This is a genomic window from Variovorax boronicumulans (genome assembly GCF_029892485.1).
Taxonomy (GTDB): Bacteria; Pseudomonadota; Gammaproteobacteria; order Burkholderiales; family Burkholderiaceae_C; genus Variovorax; species Variovorax boronicumulans_B.
The window spans coordinates 72,893-88,853 of sequence record NZ_JARXVG010000013.1; the positions used below are offsets into that span (position 1 = coordinate 72,893).

Sequence of the window (15,961 nt, forward strand, 5' to 3'; positions counted from 1 at the left end):
CGACAAGCAACGCCCGACGTGGGCGGCCGGTGCACTCAGCGCCCGACCTCGCGGCGCGACAGCATCACCTCGCCGCCGGTGGTGTTGAAGGCGATGGTCGGCGCGCTGAAATCGCTCAGCGGCGCGCCCAGGCCGATTTCGCCGCGGCCGTGCAGCACGCATTCCTCCCGGCGCAATGCGATCTCGGTGCTGGGCCCGCCGTTGCCGCTGAAGCGCACCCAGGTGCCATAAGTGCTGATGTCTATCAGCACGCAACTGCCCTGCCGCATCTCGATGCGCGCATGCAGCCGCGACACGCGCGGGTCATTAACCACGAACTGCGCGTCGTCCACCCGCCCCAGGTGGATCGGCAGCTGTTCGCTGCTGAACATGGAACGCACGTCCAGCCACGAGAGTTCGATCTGGCCGAACGACGAGTCCGGTATCCGCATGGGCGCCAGCGCAGCCGGCACGGTAAGGAAGGAGGTCACGTCCTCCTGCCAGTCGATGCGGTGCACCACCGACATCTCGCTGCGGCCGCGTATGTTGATGAGCCCGAGGTCGCGGTGCTGCACCGAGCCCTCGCGCAGCTGGGAGATCACCGCATCGGTGACCCAGATCTGCCCCGGGCCGGCAAGGTCGCTCAGCCGCGATGCGAGGTTGACCGCGTCGCCGAAGCAGTCGCCCTCTAGCTCGACCACCTCGCCGCTGGCCACGCCGATCTGCAGCGCCATGCGCAAGGGCGCGGGCCAGACCTGCAGGCGCTTCTGGTGGTAGCGCTGGAGTTCGATCACCGCGTGCGTGGCGGCCGCGCCGCTCGTGAAGATGGCGAACACACCGTCCCCGAGCGACTTCACCACGCGGCCACCGTGCGCCTGGCAGACGCCGCCGATCCACTGGGTCAGGCGCGTCACCGTCTCGGTGGCTCGCGCGTTTCCCATGGCTTCGAAGACCCGGGTGCTCCCCGTCAGGTCCGCGAAAACGACTGTGGCATTGACACCCATACTGTTCCGTATCTCGGTAGCGATCGCTGGTTGATTATGGTCAGGAAGCCTTTCGGATTCCTGCCGGTGTTTTGTTTGGCATACGCCCCAGCCATTGGCATGCCGAAAGACTTAATACTTTTAGATTCAACGCTCAATAAGTACTTAAAGTGATACGTAAAGTTTGTTGTTTACAAACAAGAAACACTGTTTCACATCTTGTGTATTGGCGAACTGGAGCTTAAGGTAGCGGCCGTTCTGGTTCCCGGCAATACGCTGTTCGTCACACATGGTGCTTTTCCGCCGCATTTTTCGTCTGCTGAACTTGCCCGGTTTCGGCTCCCGCAAGGCCGCCGAAAGCCAGTTGGGGCGAATTCGCACGGCCATGCTGTCGGTGCTGCAGGCCCATGGCGGCCATTCGATCCAGCGGGTCAGCCAGCGGGTGCGCTTCGCGATCGACGTCGAAGCCCTCTGGTACCTGCGGCAGGACGTGATGAGCGCGCTGAGCGCCATCGACGGCGAATCCGCCGCCCGCCGCCAGATGAAATCCATCAACAGCATGTTCAAGGGCGGCCTGCCCGGCTCGATGGGTCCGCGTACGCATCAGCGTTTCACCGACCACGGCTGAGGACGAAGCGGCCTTCGATGGCTGCCCCTCCCCAGGCGGCACTCAGTGCGCGTGGCCATGATCGTGCGAATGGGCATGCCGATGCCCCCACACGAGGAACACGTCGCGTCCTTCGGCCGCCATCGCCACCTTTGCACCCACCGGCAGCAGCACCTTCGTCGGCACATGGCCGAACGGCAGGCCGGTGAGCACCGGCACCTTCTTCAATGACGCGCGCAACCGGTCGACCACCGTGTCCAGGCCGAAACCCCGGTCGTAGCCCGGCACCTTGCGAACGCCCGTGAACTGGCCGAACACGATCGCCTTCTGCTTTGCAAGCACGCCGGCCATCTTCAACTGGTCGAGCATGCGTTCGATGCGGTAGGGATGCTCGTTGGTGTCCTCGATGAAGAGGATGCCCTTGTCGACCGCCGGAAAGTACGGCGTGCCGAGCAGGCTGGCCAGCACGCAGAGATTGCCGCCCCAGAGCACGGCGTCTTCCACCGGCTTGACCTTCAGTTCGGCATCGCGCGCCGGCATGCGCCAGCCGGTGCCCTCGCCCTGCCCGCTCAACAGGTCGTCGAAGCAGGCTTCCATGATGTCGTCGGCGCCGGCCTCGGCGCCGAAGTCTTCGCCGACTGCAGGGCCGGACCAGGTGACGCCGCCGGTCTTCGCAAGCAGCGCGTTCTGCAACGCCGTGAAGTCGCTGCAGCCGACGAACTCGGTGCCGTTCTGGATCGCCTTGGCCACGGCCTTGTACGGAATCTGATCGAGGATGCGCGTGAGCCCGTAGCCGCCGCGCGCGATGAGCGCGATGTTGGCGCCGCTCGCAGCGGCCCGCGAGATGGCGGCGAGCCGCGTGGCGTCGTCGCCTGCAAAGCGCTGGTGCACGGAGAGCGCGTCGGGGTCGATCTCGACCTCGTGGCCCAGGGCCTGGAGCCGCTTCACGCCGCGCCGGAAGGCGGCCTTGTCGCGGATCGCGCTGGAGGGAGAGTAGATATAGATGTGTTTGGTCACGAGGTCGAGTATCCCATTGCATTGCGCACGAGCCGGGCGAGCGCGCCGGCCTGCACCGCGGTAGGGCCCGAGGATGAAGCCAGGGGTCCGAGCGCGCGCAGTGCGGCTTCGTAGCCGCGGTCTGGGTAAGGCGCACGCCAGGCATCCTTGATGCGCTCGCCGCCATCGGGCGCGGCGATCACGTCCACGAAGCGGTCGGCCGCCGCGGCTTGCAGCAACGATGCGAGGTCGGCCGCCGCGGCGCTGTGCACCAGCACCACGGGCTGCGGCTGCACGCGGTCCAGCCATTCGAGCAGCACGTCGCGGTGCCATTCGAGCCGGTGCGCGGCTTCGCGCTTGGGCTTGTCGCTCTTGCCGAAGCCGATGAGGTCGGGCACCAGCGTGCGCAGCCCCTGTGCGCCGGTGAGGCGGCGAAAGAAGTAGCCCCATTCGCCCGGGCCGTGCAGGCAGAGGCACGAAGCCAGTTGGCCGTCTTCTCCGGGCGCACCTTCTTCGTCCACAAAGTGCAGACGCCAGCCGTTCAGGCTCGGCAGGTCTTGCACGTAGTGCGGTGCGAAGGCGTAATCACCGAGCGCAGCGAAGCGCTCGGAGGGCGTGCGCAGCGCGTCGTCGCGCAAGGGCTCGGCCTGCTCGCGCGCCACGCTGCGGCGCTGCTGGAAGAAGGCCTGCAGCACCGCACCGCATTCCTCCGCGAGGACGCCGCCCTGCACTTGCGTACGGTGGTTCAGCCGCGGCTCGGCGAAAAGATCGAGCACCGAGCCCGCCGCACCGGTCTTGGCGTCGATCGTGCCGAACACCACCCGCGCCAGCCGCGAATGCAGCATCGCGCCGGCGCACATGGCGCAAGGTTCGAGCGTGACGAACAGCTCGCAGCCGTCGAGCCGGTAGTTGCCCAGCGCGGCGGCACCGGTACGCAGCGCGTTGATCTCGGCGTGGGCGCTCGGGTCGTGCTGCGCGACGGGCGTGTTGCGGCCGGTCGCGATGACCTGGCCGTCCTTGACCAGCACCGCACCCACCGGCACTTCGCCCGCCTCGGCCGCCAGGCGCGCCTCGGCCAGCGCGAGCGCCATCCAGTGCGCGTCGGTCTCAGTTGTCATCCGGCATCTTGCGCGCCTGCGCCGCGGCGTCGAGCGCTTCCTTGACCTGCTTCTGGACCTGCTGGCTCTGCGTGCGCACATCGGCGGGAGCCTGGCCGGGTGCGGGCGCAGCAACGCCGGGCACGGACGGCAACACGGGAGCCGCAGCGGTCGTCAGCTGCTTCTTTGCGATCAACCCGACGATCACCAGTGCCAGCACCAGGCCGAGCAATCCGAAAACACGCATCTCAGCTTCCTTCCGCCACGGGCGTCTCGGCGTTCATGCCGAGCCGGTCCATCCACACCGCCAGGGCCTTCTCGTCCGGCGTGCCGGCGCCGTACATGGCGCGCATGGCCGCATGCGATTCCTTGCGGTGCTGGTTGAGCTTGACCTTGCACTGCAGCGCGGTCACCCGCAGTTCGAAGCCGACGATGCCGTTGAGCATCTTGAGCTGGAACTCTTCGCCCAGGTCGCGCCATTGCTGCGCATAGGCGGGCTCATGGTCGCCGATGAGCTTCTTGAGCAGCACGTCCTTCTCGGCGGGCTCCTCGATCAGCCGCGCTTCGACGGTGCAATCGACCGCGAGGTAGTTCCACGTCGGCACGCGGGCCAGGTCCGGATAGACCTGGGGCGAAAGGTACGAATGCGGTCCGAGGAAGCTCGCGACCGCCTGCGGCCGCGCCTGCAGGTAGCGCCAATGCGGGTTGGGCTTGGCGCAGTGCCCCCACAACACCAGTTGGTCGCCCTCGCCCTGTTCCGCCACCAGCGGCAGGTGCGTGACGAACGGCAGCCCGTCGTCGTCGTTCGAGATCAGGCTCGCGAACGGGTGCGAGCGCATCAACTCCAGCGCGATGGCCGGGTCCTTGGCATTGAACTGCGGGGGCATGTACATGGGGTGTTTTCCTCGTGGCGAGCCCCGATTGTCCCCGAGCCGACCTATCTTGCGCGCGGTGCTTCCAGGAGCTTGACCATCGCCGCGTAGCCGCGCGCCTTCGCAAGCTGCAATGGGGTGTTGCCCTGCCTGTCCGCAAGCTTCAGGCTCGCGCCTGCATCGACCAGCGCGGCCAGCGTGCGCTGGTGGCGCGGGCCGCCGTCGCCGAGCACGATCGATTCGATCACCGCGGTCCAGTGCAGGTTGTTCACGTGGTCGAGCGGCGCGCCGGCAGCGATCAGCCGCCGCACCACTTCGTCGTGCCCCAGGTGCGCTGCGGCGATGAGTGCGGTGCCGTCGTAGCGGCTCGTCGTCTGCCCCGCGTTCGCACCGAGCGACAGCAGCAGCGCGAGCGTGGTGACGTCATCGGCCACCGAGGCGATGGTCACCGCGTCGTAGCGGTCGCCCTCCAGCAGGTCGATGTTCGCGCCCGCCTTGGCGAGCAGCTTGATCGCCTCGCGTTGCCGCGCATAAGTGGCAACGTGCAAGGCCGTGCGGCCCTTCGCATCGCGCGCATCGAGGCTCGCGCCCGAGGCGACCAGCGCCTTGAGCTTCGGCAGGTCGCCATGCCAGGCTGCCTTGTGCAGCCCTTCATAGGCCAGCACCTCGGCCGCGAGCGGCGGCACCTGTGCCGACACGCCGGCCGATGCGCCCAAGCCGAGCGCGCCTGCCAGGATGAGCGTCCAGATACCGCGCTTCATCACATCAGCCCAGCAGGCCCTTGACCTTCTCGATCGCGGCGTTCGCGCACTGCTCGTCCAGGTGACCGCCCGGCGCACCACCCACGCCCACGGCGCCGATCACTTCGTTGCCCGACTTCACCGGCACGCCGCCGCCCAGCAGCAGGAAGCCCGGCAGGTACACGAGGTTCGCGGCGCCGGGGTTCTTTTGCGCGCCTTCCATCATGGCCTGCGTCGCGTTCTTCGCCGACGCCGAGGTCCAGGCCTTGCGCTCGCTCGAGGCCAGCGTGTGTGGGCCGGCGTTGTCGGCGCGCTGCACGGCGCGCACGGTGCCGGCGCGGTCGACCACGGTGGCGGCCACGTTGTAGCCATTGGCGGCACAGGCGGCCACGGCTTCGGCGGCGATCTGGTTGGCCAGCGCGAGCGAGATGTTCTTTTCGGTGCGCACGGCGGGCGCGGGCGTCTGGGCTTGTGCAGCCGATGCGGCGAGCAGGACGGCGAGGCAAAGGGTGGAACGCATTTCTTGTTTCTCCAGTGGATGCAGGGTGATTGCGCCGGCCAGCAACTGTTGTTGCCGACGGCTGCGCCACTGTAGAAAAGACCGGCCTCCGGGGCCATTCGTACGGCTACGCCTGGCGCTCCGTAGAACTACGGAGCACGCAGCTCACTCGCCATCGCTCACCAGCACCGCATACCGACGGATCAGCTGCGCGAGCGAATCGCAATCCAGTTTGGCGAACAGGTTGGCCCGGTGCGTCTCGACCGTGCGCGGCGACAGCGCCAGCGTGCGCGCGATCTCCTTGTTGGTGAGCCCCTGCACGATGAAGGCCAGCACCTCGCGTTCGCGCTCCGAGAGCTGCGCCACCTGCTCGCGCGCGGCGTTGTCGGCCTGCGAGCGTTCGCGCGTGCGCACATGCTGGCGCACCGCCTGCTGCAGCGCTTCGAGCAGTTGCTCGTCGTCCACCGGCTTCTCAAGGAACTCGGCCGCGCCGGCCTTGAAGGCGCGGCGGCACATCTCGACCGTGCCGTGGCCGGTCAGCATGATCACCGGCTGGTCCACGCCCTGCGCCACCAGCCGGTCGAGCACCGTGAGCCCGCTGATGCCGGGCATGCGCACGTCGAGCACGATGGCGCCCACGCCCGCGCGGTCGAAGCCGTCGATGAAGGCCTGCGGATCGGCCCAGCCCTGCACGCGCAGGCCGACCGTGCCGATGAGCAGCGAGAGGCTGTCGCGCACCGCCTGGTCGTCGTCGATCAGGTGGATCAGCGGGGACTGCGGCTGATGCGTGGCCGAGGTGTTCATGTCGCCTGCACCACCAGCGGCAGCAGCAAGGTGAAGCGCGCGCCGCGCGGCGCTGCGTTGGCGGCCGTCAGGCTGCCGCCCATGCCACTCGCCAGCGTTTCGCTGAGGCTCAGGCCGAGGCCAAGGCCACCTTCGCGCGTGCTGAAGAAAGGTTCGAAGAGCCGCGGCATCGCCTCGGGCGAAATGCCGCGTCCGTTGTCGGTCACGGTCAGCACGCCTTCCTGCCCATTGCGCCCGACCGACACCATGAGCCGGAGCTCGGCGGCGGGAACGAGGTCCAGCGCCTGCAAGGCGTTCATCAGCAGGTTGTGCACGATCTGCTCCAGCGCCACCGCCTCGGCCTGCACGCGCACCGGCGCCTGCGCGCCCGCATCGAACTGGGCCGCCACGCCGCGTTGCGCGAACTCGGGCGCGAGCAGGTGCATCGCGCTGCGCACCACCTCCTGCAGCACCAGCGGCTTCACGTCGCCGCCGGCCTCGGGCCGTTCGATCACCCGGCGCAAGCGGCCAACCACGCCGGCCGCGCGGCGGGCCTGCTCCACGGCCTGCCCCATCGCGTCGCGCGCGGTGGCGAGGTCGGGCGGATCGTCGTCGAGCAATCGGCGCGCCGCCTGGGCGTTGGCCAGCACTGCCGTGAGCGGCTGGTTCAGTTCATGTGCCAGGCCTGCGGACAGCTCGCCCAATGCGTTGAGGCGCGCAACCTGTCCGAGGCGCAGCAGCTCTTCGGCCCGGCGACGTGCGACGCGCTGGCGCTGCGCCATCCAGAGGCCGGCCAGCAACAGCGCCATTGCCACGGCCCAGCCGGCGATGCTGCGCCACGGCAACTCGCTCCAGCCGACCTGCCGCTCGGCCACCAGCTCGAACGGCTGGCTCGGCGAGGCGAGCGCCTTGGTGAGACCGAAGCGCCAACCACCCTCGCCCAGACGACCGGGCTGCAGCACGAGCTGCTGGCCATCGCGCTGCAGGCTCACGCGCACCGGGCTGCGTTGCGGATTCATCGGCCAGTCGCGCCACGGCATGGAGCCAGCCAGGTCGATTTCGAGCGCGTAGCTGAAGGGCGTGGCGCCCATCACGAGCTGGTAGCGGCCCTCTGCGAGATTGAGCGATGCGAGCTCGGCGCGCTGCTGGCTGCGCGAACGCGCTTCAGCGGCGGCCAATGCGCCCGCCGGTTTTTCATCGGGCCACGGCTCGTCGCGCGCACGGCGCTGCACCTTCAGGATCGACGAGTACACCGATGGCAAACGCTGCTCCGGCTGCCCCGCATCGGCGCCAGGCTCCAGCAGCGCCAGGGTGGCCAGCACCGCGTCGTACTGCACCACCTGCTGGCTCATGAGCCGGTGCGCGATGCGCGCGTCGGTCTCGAAGTCCTGCTGCAACTGCGTGAGCTCGGCACGCGCCAGCCACACCGCGCCCGCGGCCGTGAGGGCCAGCCATGCCAGCCACCAACCACCCTGCGAGCGCAACCACTGTTTCATGGCGCGGATTGTGCCCGCCGCTGCGAGGCGACCCGATGTGGGCCGAGAATGCGTCCCCAGCATGAGCGAAGTACAGGACTCTCTTTTTCCCGATCTTCCGCGCCCGCAAGAGGCGCCTGTGGCGGCGCCTCCTCCCGAGGCCGAGCCGCCCGCAAAGAAGAAATCGCGCGGCGCCGCTGTGGCGCCGATGCCTGCCGATCCGGCGCTTGTAGCGCTCGCTTCACAGCTCTCGCCCAACCTGCGGCTCGGCACCTCGTCGTGGAGCTACCCCGGCTGGGCCAACCTCGTGTGGGACGGCGAATACGCCGAGACCGTGCTCTCGAAGAGCGGCCTCTCTGCCCTCGCGCAGCACCCGCTCTTTCGCACCGTGAGCCTGGACCGCAACTTCTACCGCGCCCTCACCGCGAGCCAGTACGCCCGCTATGCAGCGATGGTGCCCGCCGACTTCCGCTTCGTGGTGAAGGCGCCCAGCCTCGTGACCGATGCCACCGTGCGCGACGAAAGCGGCCGCGGCACGCAGGTCAACCCGGTGTTCCTCAACAGCGAGATCGCGATCCAGGAGTTCGTGCAGCCCGCCCTCGAAGGCCTGGGCGACCGCATCGGCGCGCTGGTGTTCCAGCTGAGCCCGATCCCCTCGCAGCTGCTCGCCGCCCAGCCCGCGCTGATCGCGCGCATCGGCGAAATGCTCGAAGCACTGCCCGGCCTGAAGCAGGGGGCGCCCGACGCCGTCATCGCCGTCGAGGTGCGCGACCCGCAACTGCTCTGCCCCGCCTTCGCCGACATGCTGCGCAGCGTGGGCGCGACCTTCTGCATGGGCCTGCACGCGAAGATGCCGCCGATCGAAGACCAGTTGCCGATGCTTCGCGCGCTGTGGCCCGGCCCGCTGGTGTGCCGCTGGAACCTGCATCGCCGGCACGGTCGCTTTGGGTACGAAGATGCGGAGAAGCTCTACGGCCCATTCGACAAGATCGTCGACCCCGACCCCGAAACGCGTGCGGCGCTCGCCAAGGTGATTGCCGGCACCACGCGTGCGGGTCAGAACGCCTTCGTCACCGTGAGCAACAACGCCGAGGGCTGCGCGCCGCTGACGATCGCCTCGCTCGCGCGGGACATCGTCGCACTGCAATCGCGCTAGGCAATCAGTCCTTGGCAGCGACCGTCATCTCCAGTTCGACGCTCGCATTCTTCGGCAGCTGATAGACGCCGACCGCCGTGCGCACATGCACGCCGGCATCGCCGAAAACGCGGTGCAGCAGATCGGACGCCGCATCGGCCACTTCGCTTTGCTGCGTGAACTCGGCGGTGCACTGGATGAACACGCCCACGCGCAGCACTTTCTCGACACCGTCGAGCGAACCGAGCTCGCGGCGCAGCAGCGTGAGACAGCGCAGTGCGCAGATCTGCGCGCCCTCGCGGGCCTTCTCGAGCGACACCGCGTCGCCCACGCGGCCCGTAACCACCACCGTGGTGCCCACGCGCGGCACCTGCCCGCTGGTGTAGATCGTTCGGCCGTCGCGCACGATGGGCACGTAGTGCCCGCCCGCAAGCATCTCGCCGGCGAAGCTGTGGCCCAGCTCGGCGGCGATCTGATCGGCAATCTGGTCTCGGCTTTGCGCTGTCGTCATATGTGTTTCATGAAACGGAGCGCAATTTTCGCCAACGGCGCGCGGGAAAAACAGATACAGATCGCCTCGCGCGGATGCGGAACAGATCGCCGGCTACACCTCGAACGCCAGGAACACCCGACCGCCTTCGATCTTCACCGGATAGCTGCGCAGGTCTTCAGTGAGCGGCGCGCACATCGCCTTGCCGGTGCGCACGTCGAAGCGGCCCTGGTGCAGCGGGCATTCGATCTCGTGGCCTTCGAGGAATCCGTCGCACAGCCGCGCATGCCCGTGCGTGCAGATGTTGTCGGTCGCGTGGATGCCGTCCTCGGTGCCGTAGAGGGCGATATCGCGGCCCTGCACCTCGATGCCCACCACGTCGTCGGCGGGAACGTCGTCGACCGCCGCGGCGTCGATCCATGTCATCGTGCTCATGTGTTTTTTCCTTCGCTCAGTTGTCGGGCTTGAGGCCGGCGCGCTGGATCACCGGCTTCCAGCGGACGAGTTCCTCGCCCATGAACTTCGCCAGCGCCTCGGGCGTGCTGCCCACGGGGTCGAAGTACGCGGTCTGCAGGCGCTTGAGCGTCTCGGGGTCTTTCAGCACCGCGGCGATCTCGCGGCTCATGCGCTGCACCACCTCGGGCGGCGTGCCCTTGGGCGCCATGTACGCGAACCACGGCACGGCCTGGATGTCGGGCAGGCCCGATTCGCGCAGCGTCGGCAGTTCGGGCAACAGCGCCGAGCGTTCGGCCGACGTCACGGCCAGTGCCTTGAGCCGGCCGGCCTTGGCCTGCGGCATCACGGTGACGGGCGGCAGGCAGGCGTACTGCACGTCGCCCTGGATGATCGCGGTGACCGCCTGCCCCGACGACGCATACGGAATGTGCACCGCGAACGACTGGGTCTTGAGCTTGATGAGCTCCACACCCAGGTGCGAGATCGATCCGTTGCCCGTCGAGGCGAAGTTGAACTTGCCCGGGTTCTGCTTCATCGCCGCGAGCCAGCCCTTGACCGAATCGACGTTCATCGAATTCGAGACCGCGCACACGTTGGGAGTGGTCGCCGCGAGCGACACCGGCACGAGGTCCTTGAACGGGTCGTACGGCAGGTTCTTGTAGAGCACCGTGTTGTAGACCAGCGGCGCATTCACCGAGAGCAGGAAGGTGTAGCCATCGGGCTGCGACTTGCTCGCCTGGTCGGTCCCGGTGTTGCCGCCCGCGCCCGGCTTGTTGTCGACGATGAGCGGCTGGCCGATGCGCGCCGCGAGCTTGTCGTTGACGATGCGCGCGAGGATGTCGGGCGACGAGCCGGCCGCGAAGGGCACGACGATGCGCACGGGGCGCTGCGGCCAGTCCTGCGCATGCGCGCCGGCCGCCAATGCCAGGGTGGCGAGGACGATGGCGCGCTTCATGGCTTCGCCTCCACATCGGCCATGCCCAGATGGTCCTGCTGCTCGCGCGCAATGAAGCCCGCGATGAGCGCGCGGTAGGCCGCCTCGACCACTTCGGGATAGGCGCCCTCCTTCTCGGCCAGTGCCCTCACCTTGTCGATCACCTCCTGCTGGCGCTGCGGCGCCGACACCTGGAAGGCATCGCGCTTGAAGCGCGCCGCGTCCTTCACGTAGCGGCCGCGCTCGGCCAGCAGCGCGACGATCTGGCGGTCGAGCCGGTCGATGTTCTCGCGCACCTCGGCGAGGTTGTTGCACAGCGGCCGGTAGGCCGGATCGGTGAAGCGGCGCAGCGGCGCGCCGTGTGTCTCGGGTTCTTTTTGTTGCATGGCTCAGATGGGGTAGATGATGGAGTTCGGGATCATTTCGCTGTCGAAGACGCACAGGCGCGAAGCGAACTTCAGGCCTTCGGGCGTGGGCACGACCTTGTCGATGTAGCGACCGACGTTGAACACGGTCGAGGGTCCGTCCAGCTTCGTGCGGAACACCGCGTAGTTCGCTTCGCTGTGGATCGCGCCGTCGTCATCGACCTTGTGCACCACCGGCAATCCGACCACATGCCGCTGGTAGTACGGGTCATGGAACAGCGTCTCCTGGATGCCGTACACGCGGTCTTCCAGCATGCCCCGACTCTCGAACGACAGCGTGGCCAGCGGCAGGTTGCGCTCGTGGTTCTCGCGCGGCTGCAGGCGATAGCTGCATTCCTCGATGAAGAACGCGGGCCACAAATCCCACTGACCCGAATCGACCGCGTGCGCATAGGCTGCATAGAGCCCGGCGAGTTCGAGATAGGCATTGGCGTCGAGCTTCTTCGTCATGCGGCCTCCATCACTTCGCGCCAGTAGCGGTACATGCCGCGAATCAGCGTCTCGGTCACCATGTGGTCGGTGTTCTCCACTTCGCGGCCGCCCAGCTCGGCGAGCGTGCGGTGATAGGGCTTCTGCTCGAAGCCTTCTTGCGAGAACTCGATCACCTCGCCGTCGTCGGCCGAGACGAAGCCCGCCGGGCCGAACAGATTGGCCTGGCGCAGGCGGCGCTGCGTCATCTCTTCGGTGTCGTCCTCGAAACCGAAATGCGTCCACACGAAATCGAAAGCGTCGTGCCCCACGGGCTGGATGTGCCGCGTCGACACGCTGTTGACCTGCTGCTGCAGGATCAGGCTCGGAAACAGCGTCATCATCACCGCCGTGGGCCCGCCCCACCAGGGCTCGGGCACGATGTCCAGGAAGCGCGGGTCTTTCAGCTGCATGCTTTCTTTGAAGCTCGAAACCTGCGTCACCTGCGCGGCCTTGCCCGCATTGCCGCGCGTGGAAATCATCGCGGCGTGGCGGCTGCGCGCATCCATCTTCAGTTCCGATTTGTTGTCGGCGCGCCAGAGCCCGAAGGTCACGAACCAGGTGTGCAGGAGGCCCGGGTGGTACGGGTCCTTGATGTTCTCCTGCATCAGCTTCCAGTTGCCCGGAATGCGCTGGCGGCTGTAGCCGAGGATGGTGAGCTTGCGGCCGTCGAAGAGGCGATCGAAGTAGTGAAGGATGTCGGGGCCGAGGAAGTCTTCGAACGATTCGACGCCGTGGTCGAACGACGCGAACACCACGCCGCCGCGCGAGGCCACCTTGAGCTTGTTGAGTCCATGGTCCTCGGTCTTGAAGTCGGACGGCATGCCACCGTGGACCTTGCCGTCCTGCTTCACGCCGCGGCGGAACGGCACGCCCTGCAGGTCGCCCTTGAGCGTGTAGTTCCACTGGTGGTAGGGGCAGACGAATTCCTTTTTGTTGCCGTGGCGCTCGCGGCAGAACTGCATGCCGCGGTGCGCGCAGACGTTCTCGAAGACGTGGATCGCGCCCTCTTCGTCGCGCGACATGACGACCGAGCGTTCACCGATGGCCGTGCGCTTGAAATCGCCCGGATTCGGAATTTCGGCTTCGAGGCCGACATAGCACCAGTGCTTCTCGTAGAAGAAGCGCTGCAGTTCTTTCTTATGCAGCGCCTCGTCGGTGTAGGCCATGAAGGGAATGCGGCTGGTCTTCTCGCTCTCCCAGTGCAGTTCGATGGGGAACACGGGTTGCGTGGTCATCGCGGGTCTCCTTGTCTTATGGATTCTTCAGGTGCCTTGCAGGTAGAAGGCATCGGCGTGGGTCTGTTCGGGCGCAAGGCCGCGGGCGCGCACCAGCTGCGTCACGGCTTCGACCATCGGCGGCGAGCCGCAGAGGTAAGCACGCCAGCCGTCGAGGCTGCCGGGCCAGTCGGCGCGGATGGCATCGGTGATGAGGCCCAGGCGCTGGCCGTCGCGCGCGGGGCCGGTGACGACGACCACATGGACCTTCAGGCCCGGGTGCTGCGCCTGCAGTTCGCGCAGTTCGTTCAGGCCGTACACGTCCGCATCGGAGCGCACGCCCAGGTAGAGATGGATCGGCTGCATCAGCCCACCCACGATGGCGCCGCGCACGATGGAAAGAATCGGCGCGAGCCCGGTGCCGCCCGCCGCGCAGAGCATCGGTCCGCGGTGCTTCGTGCGCAGGTAGGCCGTACCAAGCGGCCCGCTCACGCGCACCGAATCGCCGATGCCCAATTGCTCGAAGATGTGCGCAGTCACGCGTCCGCCGGGCACCCTGCGCACATGGAATTCGAGCTCCGCATCGCGGCTCAACCCCGCCATCGAATACGGCCGCGCGAGATCCGGCGCGAACTGCAGCTGCGCGTACTGCCCCGGCGAAAACTCCAGTGGCTTGTTCGGCTTGAGTCGCAGGCGCCGGATGTCGTGCGTGAGCACGTCGATGCCGGTCACGGTCGCCTTCAGGATGCGCGCCGGATGCACCACCACCTCGTCCGGCTCGGGGATCTCGATGGTGCAGCTTTCGGTCAGCGTGCTCTGGCAGGCCAGCACGTAGCGCTCGCCCTGCCCGTCGGGCCGGATCGCGTCCTGCCCCGCGTCGAGCACCTGGCCCGACACCACCTTGCAGCGGCAGGTGCCGCAACGGCCCGACATGCAGCTGTAAGACACCGGCACATGGTGCTCGCGCAGCACTTCCAGCAGGTTCGCGCCGGGGCGGACCTCGAGGGTGCGGGCAAGGGGCTGAATGTGCAGGTCCATCGTGGGGTTCTCTGTGCGCCGGCGTTGGGACCGGCTTGTCTCTTGGAGCGGATGATGCGCGGCCGCTGCAGATTGACCAATAGAATCCGGTGAATCGACTCCATCACGGATATGAATAAAGGTCCGGCATGCAACTCAAGGACATCGACCTCAACCTGCTGCTGGTGTTCGACCGCATGCTGGCCGAGAAGCGCGTCTCGGCGGTGGCCGAATCGCTGGGGCTTTCGCAGCCCGCCATCAGCAATGCGCTGGCCCGCTTGCGCAAGCTGCTGGGCGACGAGCTGTTCCTGCGCACCGCGCGCGGCATGGAGCCCACGCCCTTCGCGCTGCAGCTGGCGGAACCGGTCGCCTACGCGATGGGCGCGCTGCACACCGCGCTCAACCAGCAGGTGGTGTTCGACCCCGCCACGAGCACGCGCAGCTTCACGCTCGCGATGACCGACATCGGCGAGATCTACTTCACGCCCCGGCTGATGGAAGCGCTCTCGGTCGCCGCGCCGGGCGTGACGATCAGCACGCTGCGCAACAACACCGCGACCAACCTGCGCGACGAGCTGGAGGCCGGGCATGTGGACATCGCCATCGGCCTCCTGCCGCAACTGAAGGCGGGCGTGTTCCAGCGCCGGCTGTTCCTGCAGCGCTACGTGTGCCTGTTCTCAGGCACGCATCCGCTCGCGCGCAAGCGCAGCGTGTCGCTCAAGGATTTCAGCGCCGCCGACCACGTGCTGGTGCAGGCCGCGGGCACGGGCCATGGCAAGGCCGACGACGTGATGGCCGCGCAGGGCATTCACCGGCGCATTCGCCTGAAGGTGCCGCACTTCGTGGCGATCGGGCACATCCTGCGTTCGAGCGGAATGATCGCGACGGTGCCCGAGCGGCTCGCACAGAGCATCGCCGAGCCTTTCGGGCTGGTGTGGCGCCCTCACCCGGTGGCGCTGCCGCAGATCGCGATCAACCTTTTCTGGCACGCGAAGGTGCACCGCGATCCGGGGAATCAGTGGCTGCGGGGGTTGCTGTTCGACGGCTTTGCGGACAAGGACTGACTGCCCGGCATTTCCGAGCGGCGCGCGAGCCGGTCGACCGCGCGCAGACGTCGACGCAGGCGATGAACGGCTCGGTCATGCAGGCCAGCGTCCCAGCACTTCGTGGATGCCTTCGCCTACGTGGCTGTCGATCAGGGCAAAGGACCCCGCGGTCCAGCGCACCGGGTCGATGGCGTGCTTCTCGATCTTGCGCCGCGTGTACGCGACGGTCATGTGCGGCGTGAAGCTGCGATCGGGCTTGAGCCCCGCGTCGGCCAGCGCTTCGCCCAGGCGCTGCCTGAAGTCCGCGAGCGCCGTGGTGCCCTCTTCGCCGCACAGCACGAAAGCCTTGCCGTTCGCATAGGTCATGGCGTGGTCGAAGACGACATCGAACGCAGGCGGCGCCACTGCAGCGGCCGCTTCGAGCGCTGCCTGCACCTTCTTTCGCGGCACCGTGTCGTAGCCGCCAAGATCGTGCAGCGTGATGTGCAGGCGGGGCGCATCGACCGGCGTTCCTTTCAGTGAATGCAGGTCGTTGAATTGCGCGCCGAGCGCGGCGATGGATTCAGCGTCTTCGGCACCCGGAAAGATCGCGAGGAAGAGCGTGTGCGGCAGCCGCTCCTTGCGGCGTGCCTTGGTTCGGGGTCGCGGCAGGGGCCGCGGCGGAGAGTCGATTCCGGGAAGAAGAAACTGTTCTGGCATGCGTCGATCATCCCGCATCGGATGTTGCGGACACGGCATCGAA

General features: G+C 67.6%; 20 protein-coding genes. 3 read left to right on the plus strand and 17 right to left on the minus strand.

The window, feature by feature from the left end:
- Positions 1–35: 35 nt before the first annotated feature.
- Complete coding sequence (locus M2282_RS25500; RefSeq protein ID WP_280811564.1) at positions 36–983, minus strand: adenylate/guanylate cyclase domain-containing protein; 948 nt, start codon at positions 981–983, stop codon at positions 36–38.
- Positions 984–1,251: 268 nt separating this feature from the next.
- On the opposite strand from M2282_RS25500, the gene M2282_RS25505 reads away from it, so the two are divergent.
- Positions 1,252–1,590, plus strand: coding sequence for a hypothetical protein (locus M2282_RS25505; RefSeq protein ID WP_280811565.1), 339 nt, complete (start codon positions 1,252–1,254; stop codon positions 1,588–1,590).
- Positions 1,591–1,632: 42 nt separating this feature from the next.
- Here the strand turns inward: M2282_RS25505 and M2282_RS25510 are convergent, their stop codons facing one another.
- From M2282_RS25510 to M2282_RS25545, 8 genes are all read right to left on the minus strand, one after another.
- Positions 1,633–2,586 carry an LD-carboxypeptidase gene (locus M2282_RS25510; protein WP_280811566.1) on the minus strand — a complete coding sequence of 318 codons (954 nt, stop codon included), beginning with the start codon at positions 2,584–2,586 and terminating at the stop codon, positions 1,633–1,635.
- A complete protein-coding gene (gene tadA, locus M2282_RS25515) occupies positions 2,583–3,683 on the minus strand; it encodes a tRNA adenosine(34) deaminase TadA (protein ID WP_280811567.1) in 1,101 nt (366 codons plus the stop codon). Before tadA ends, M2282_RS25510 begins: the two co-directional genes overlap by 4 nt.
- Positions 3,673–3,909 (minus strand): hypothetical protein, encoded by a 237-nt coding sequence (locus tag M2282_RS25520; RefSeq protein WP_280811568.1) that lies wholly within the window; start codon positions 3,907–3,909, stop codon positions 3,673–3,675. Before M2282_RS25520 ends, tadA begins: the two co-directional genes overlap by 11 nt.
- A gap of 1 nt (position 3,910) precedes the next feature.
- Positions 3,911–4,555, minus strand: coding sequence for an FMN-binding negative transcriptional regulator (locus M2282_RS25525; protein ID WP_280811569.1), 645 nt, complete (start codon positions 4,553–4,555; stop codon positions 3,911–3,913).
- Positions 4,556–4,599: 44 nt separating this feature from the next.
- Complete coding sequence (locus M2282_RS25530; protein WP_432422940.1) at positions 4,600–5,295, minus strand: ankyrin repeat domain-containing protein; 696 nt, start codon at positions 5,293–5,295, stop codon at positions 4,600–4,602.
- Between the two features lie 4 nt (positions 5,296–5,299).
- Positions 5,300–5,794 carry a GlcG/HbpS family heme-binding protein gene (locus tag M2282_RS25535; protein WP_280811571.1) on the minus strand — a complete coding sequence of 165 codons (495 nt, stop codon included), beginning with the start codon at positions 5,792–5,794 and terminating at the stop codon, positions 5,300–5,302.
- A gap of 144 nt (positions 5,795–5,938) precedes the next feature.
- Positions 5,939–6,577, minus strand: coding sequence for a response regulator transcription factor (locus M2282_RS25540; RefSeq protein ID WP_280811572.1), 639 nt, complete (start codon positions 6,575–6,577; stop codon positions 5,939–5,941).
- Positions 6,574–8,052: a sensor histidine kinase gene (locus M2282_RS25545; protein ID WP_280811573.1), complete on the minus strand. Its 1,479-nt coding sequence runs from the start codon at positions 8,050–8,052 to the stop codon at positions 6,574–6,576. The genes M2282_RS25540 and M2282_RS25545 overlap by 4 nt, the downstream gene beginning before the upstream one ends.
- Positions 8,053–8,113: 61 nt before the next feature.
- On the opposite strand from M2282_RS25545, the gene M2282_RS25550 reads away from it, so the two are divergent.
- Positions 8,114–9,187 carry a DUF72 domain-containing protein gene (locus tag M2282_RS25550; RefSeq protein WP_280811574.1) on the plus strand — a complete coding sequence of 358 codons (1,074 nt, stop codon included), beginning with the start codon at positions 8,114–8,116 and terminating at the stop codon, positions 9,185–9,187.
- Positions 9,188–9,191: 4 nt separating this feature from the next.
- Here M2282_RS25550 and M2282_RS25555 read toward each other — a convergent pair whose 3' ends face one another.
- The 7 genes from M2282_RS25555 to M2282_RS25585 form a co-directional block, all read right to left on the minus strand.
- Complete coding sequence (locus tag M2282_RS25555; protein ID WP_280811575.1) at positions 9,192–9,677, minus strand: RidA family protein; 486 nt, start codon at positions 9,675–9,677, stop codon at positions 9,192–9,194.
- 93 nt (positions 9,678–9,770) lie between these two features.
- Positions 9,771–10,091: a non-heme iron oxygenase ferredoxin subunit gene (locus tag M2282_RS25560; RefSeq protein WP_280811576.1), complete on the minus strand. Its 321-nt coding sequence runs from the start codon at positions 10,089–10,091 to the stop codon at positions 9,771–9,773.
- A 16-nt stretch (positions 10,092–10,107) separates the two neighbouring features.
- Entirely contained in the window at positions 10,108–11,067 is a 960-nt protein-coding gene (locus M2282_RS25565; RefSeq protein WP_280811577.1) for a Bug family tripartite tricarboxylate transporter substrate binding protein, read from the minus strand.
- On the minus strand, positions 11,064–11,432 hold the full coding sequence (locus M2282_RS25570; protein ID WP_280811578.1) for a chorismate mutase: 369 nt from the start codon (positions 11,430–11,432) through the stop codon (positions 11,064–11,066). The genes M2282_RS25565 and M2282_RS25570 overlap by 4 nt, the downstream gene beginning before the upstream one ends.
- A gap of 3 nt (positions 11,433–11,435) precedes the next feature.
- Positions 11,436–11,921 (minus strand): aromatic-ring-hydroxylating dioxygenase subunit beta, encoded by a 486-nt coding sequence (locus M2282_RS25575; RefSeq protein ID WP_280811579.1) that lies wholly within the window; start codon positions 11,919–11,921, stop codon positions 11,436–11,438.
- Positions 11,918–13,177, minus strand: coding sequence for an aromatic ring-hydroxylating dioxygenase subunit alpha (locus tag M2282_RS25580; protein WP_280811580.1), 1,260 nt, complete (start codon positions 13,175–13,177; stop codon positions 11,918–11,920). The genes M2282_RS25575 and M2282_RS25580 overlap by 4 nt, the downstream gene beginning before the upstream one ends.
- A gap of 27 nt (positions 13,178–13,204) precedes the next feature.
- On the minus strand, positions 13,205–14,194 hold the full coding sequence (locus M2282_RS25585; protein ID WP_280811581.1) for a 2Fe-2S iron-sulfur cluster-binding protein: 990 nt from the start codon (positions 14,192–14,194) through the stop codon (positions 13,205–13,207).
- Between the two features lie 128 nt (positions 14,195–14,322).
- On the opposite strand from M2282_RS25585, the gene M2282_RS25590 reads away from it, so the two are divergent.
- Positions 14,323–15,237: a LysR family transcriptional regulator gene (locus M2282_RS25590; protein ID WP_280811582.1), complete on the plus strand. Its 915-nt coding sequence runs from the start codon at positions 14,323–14,325 to the stop codon at positions 15,235–15,237.
- Positions 15,238–15,312: 75 nt separating this feature from the next.
- On the opposite strand, the gene M2282_RS25595 is transcribed toward M2282_RS25590, so the two are convergent.
- A complete protein-coding gene (locus M2282_RS25595) occupies positions 15,313–15,918 on the minus strand; it encodes a 2'-5' RNA ligase family protein (RefSeq protein WP_280811583.1) in 606 nt (201 codons plus the stop codon).
- Positions 15,919–15,961 lie beyond the last annotated feature (43 nt).

What these genes read in the sequence shown, in the direction of transcription:
- M2282_RS25550 (WP_280811574.1), top strand. Translation starts at nt 8,114, where the DNA reads ATGAGCGAAGTACAGGACTCTCTTTTTCCCGATCTTCCGCGCCCGCAA.
- M2282_RS25595 (WP_280811583.1), bottom strand. Translation starts at nt 15,918, where the DNA reads ATGCCAGAACAGTTTCTTCTTCCCGGAATCGACTCTCCGCCGCGGCCC.
- M2282_RS25575 (WP_280811579.1), bottom strand. Translation starts at nt 11,921, where the DNA reads ATGACGAAGAAGCTCGACGCCAATGCCTATCTCGAACTCGCCGGGCTC.
- M2282_RS25555 (WP_280811575.1), bottom strand. Translation starts at nt 9,677, where the DNA reads ATGACGACAGCGCAAAGCCGAGACCAGATTGCCGATCAGATCGCCGCC.
- M2282_RS25540 (WP_280811572.1), bottom strand. Translation starts at nt 6,577, where the DNA reads ATGAACACCTCGGCCACGCATCAGCCGCAGTCCCCGCTGATCCACCTG.
- M2282_RS25570 (WP_280811578.1), bottom strand. Translation starts at nt 11,432, where the DNA reads ATGCAACAAAAAGAACCCGAGACACACGGCGCGCCGCTGCGCCGCTTC.
- M2282_RS25500 (WP_280811564.1), bottom strand. Translation starts at nt 983, where the DNA reads ATGGGTGTCAATGCCACAGTCGTTTTCGCGGACCTGACGGGGAGCACC.
- M2282_RS25535 (WP_280811571.1), bottom strand. Translation starts at nt 5,794, where the DNA reads ATGCGTTCCACCCTTTGCCTCGCCGTCCTGCTCGCCGCATCGGCTGCA.
- M2282_RS25545 (WP_280811573.1), bottom strand. Translation starts at nt 8,052, where the DNA reads ATGAAACAGTGGTTGCGCTCGCAGGGTGGTTGGTGGCTGGCATGGCTG.
- M2282_RS25560 (WP_280811576.1), bottom strand. Translation starts at nt 10,091, where the DNA reads ATGAGCACGATGACATGGATCGACGCCGCGGCGGTCGACGACGTTCCC.
- M2282_RS25530 (WP_432422940.1), bottom strand. Translation starts at nt 5,295, where the DNA reads ATGAAGCGCGGTATCTGGACGCTCATCCTGGCAGGCGCGCTCGGCTTG.
- M2282_RS25505 (WP_280811565.1), top strand. Translation starts at nt 1,252, where the DNA reads ATGGTGCTTTTCCGCCGCATTTTTCGTCTGCTGAACTTGCCCGGTTTC.
- M2282_RS25580 (WP_280811580.1), bottom strand. Translation starts at nt 13,177, where the DNA reads ATGACCACGCAACCCGTGTTCCCCATCGAACTGCACTGGGAGAGCGAG.
- M2282_RS25525 (WP_280811569.1), bottom strand. Translation starts at nt 4,555, where the DNA reads ATGTACATGCCCCCGCAGTTCAATGCCAAGGACCCGGCCATCGCGCTG.
- M2282_RS25520 (WP_280811568.1), bottom strand. Translation starts at nt 3,909, where the DNA reads ATGCGTGTTTTCGGATTGCTCGGCCTGGTGCTGGCACTGGTGATCGTC.
- tadA (WP_280811567.1), bottom strand. Translation starts at nt 3,683, where the DNA reads ATGACAACTGAGACCGACGCGCACTGGATGGCGCTCGCGCTGGCCGAG.
- M2282_RS25565 (WP_280811577.1), bottom strand. Translation starts at nt 11,067, where the DNA reads ATGAAGCGCGCCATCGTCCTCGCCACCCTGGCATTGGCGGCCGGCGCG.
- M2282_RS25590 (WP_280811582.1), top strand. Translation starts at nt 14,323, where the DNA reads ATGCAACTCAAGGACATCGACCTCAACCTGCTGCTGGTGTTCGACCGC.
- M2282_RS25585 (WP_280811581.1), bottom strand. Translation starts at nt 14,194, where the DNA reads ATGGACCTGCACATTCAGCCCCTTGCCCGCACCCTCGAGGTCCGCCCC.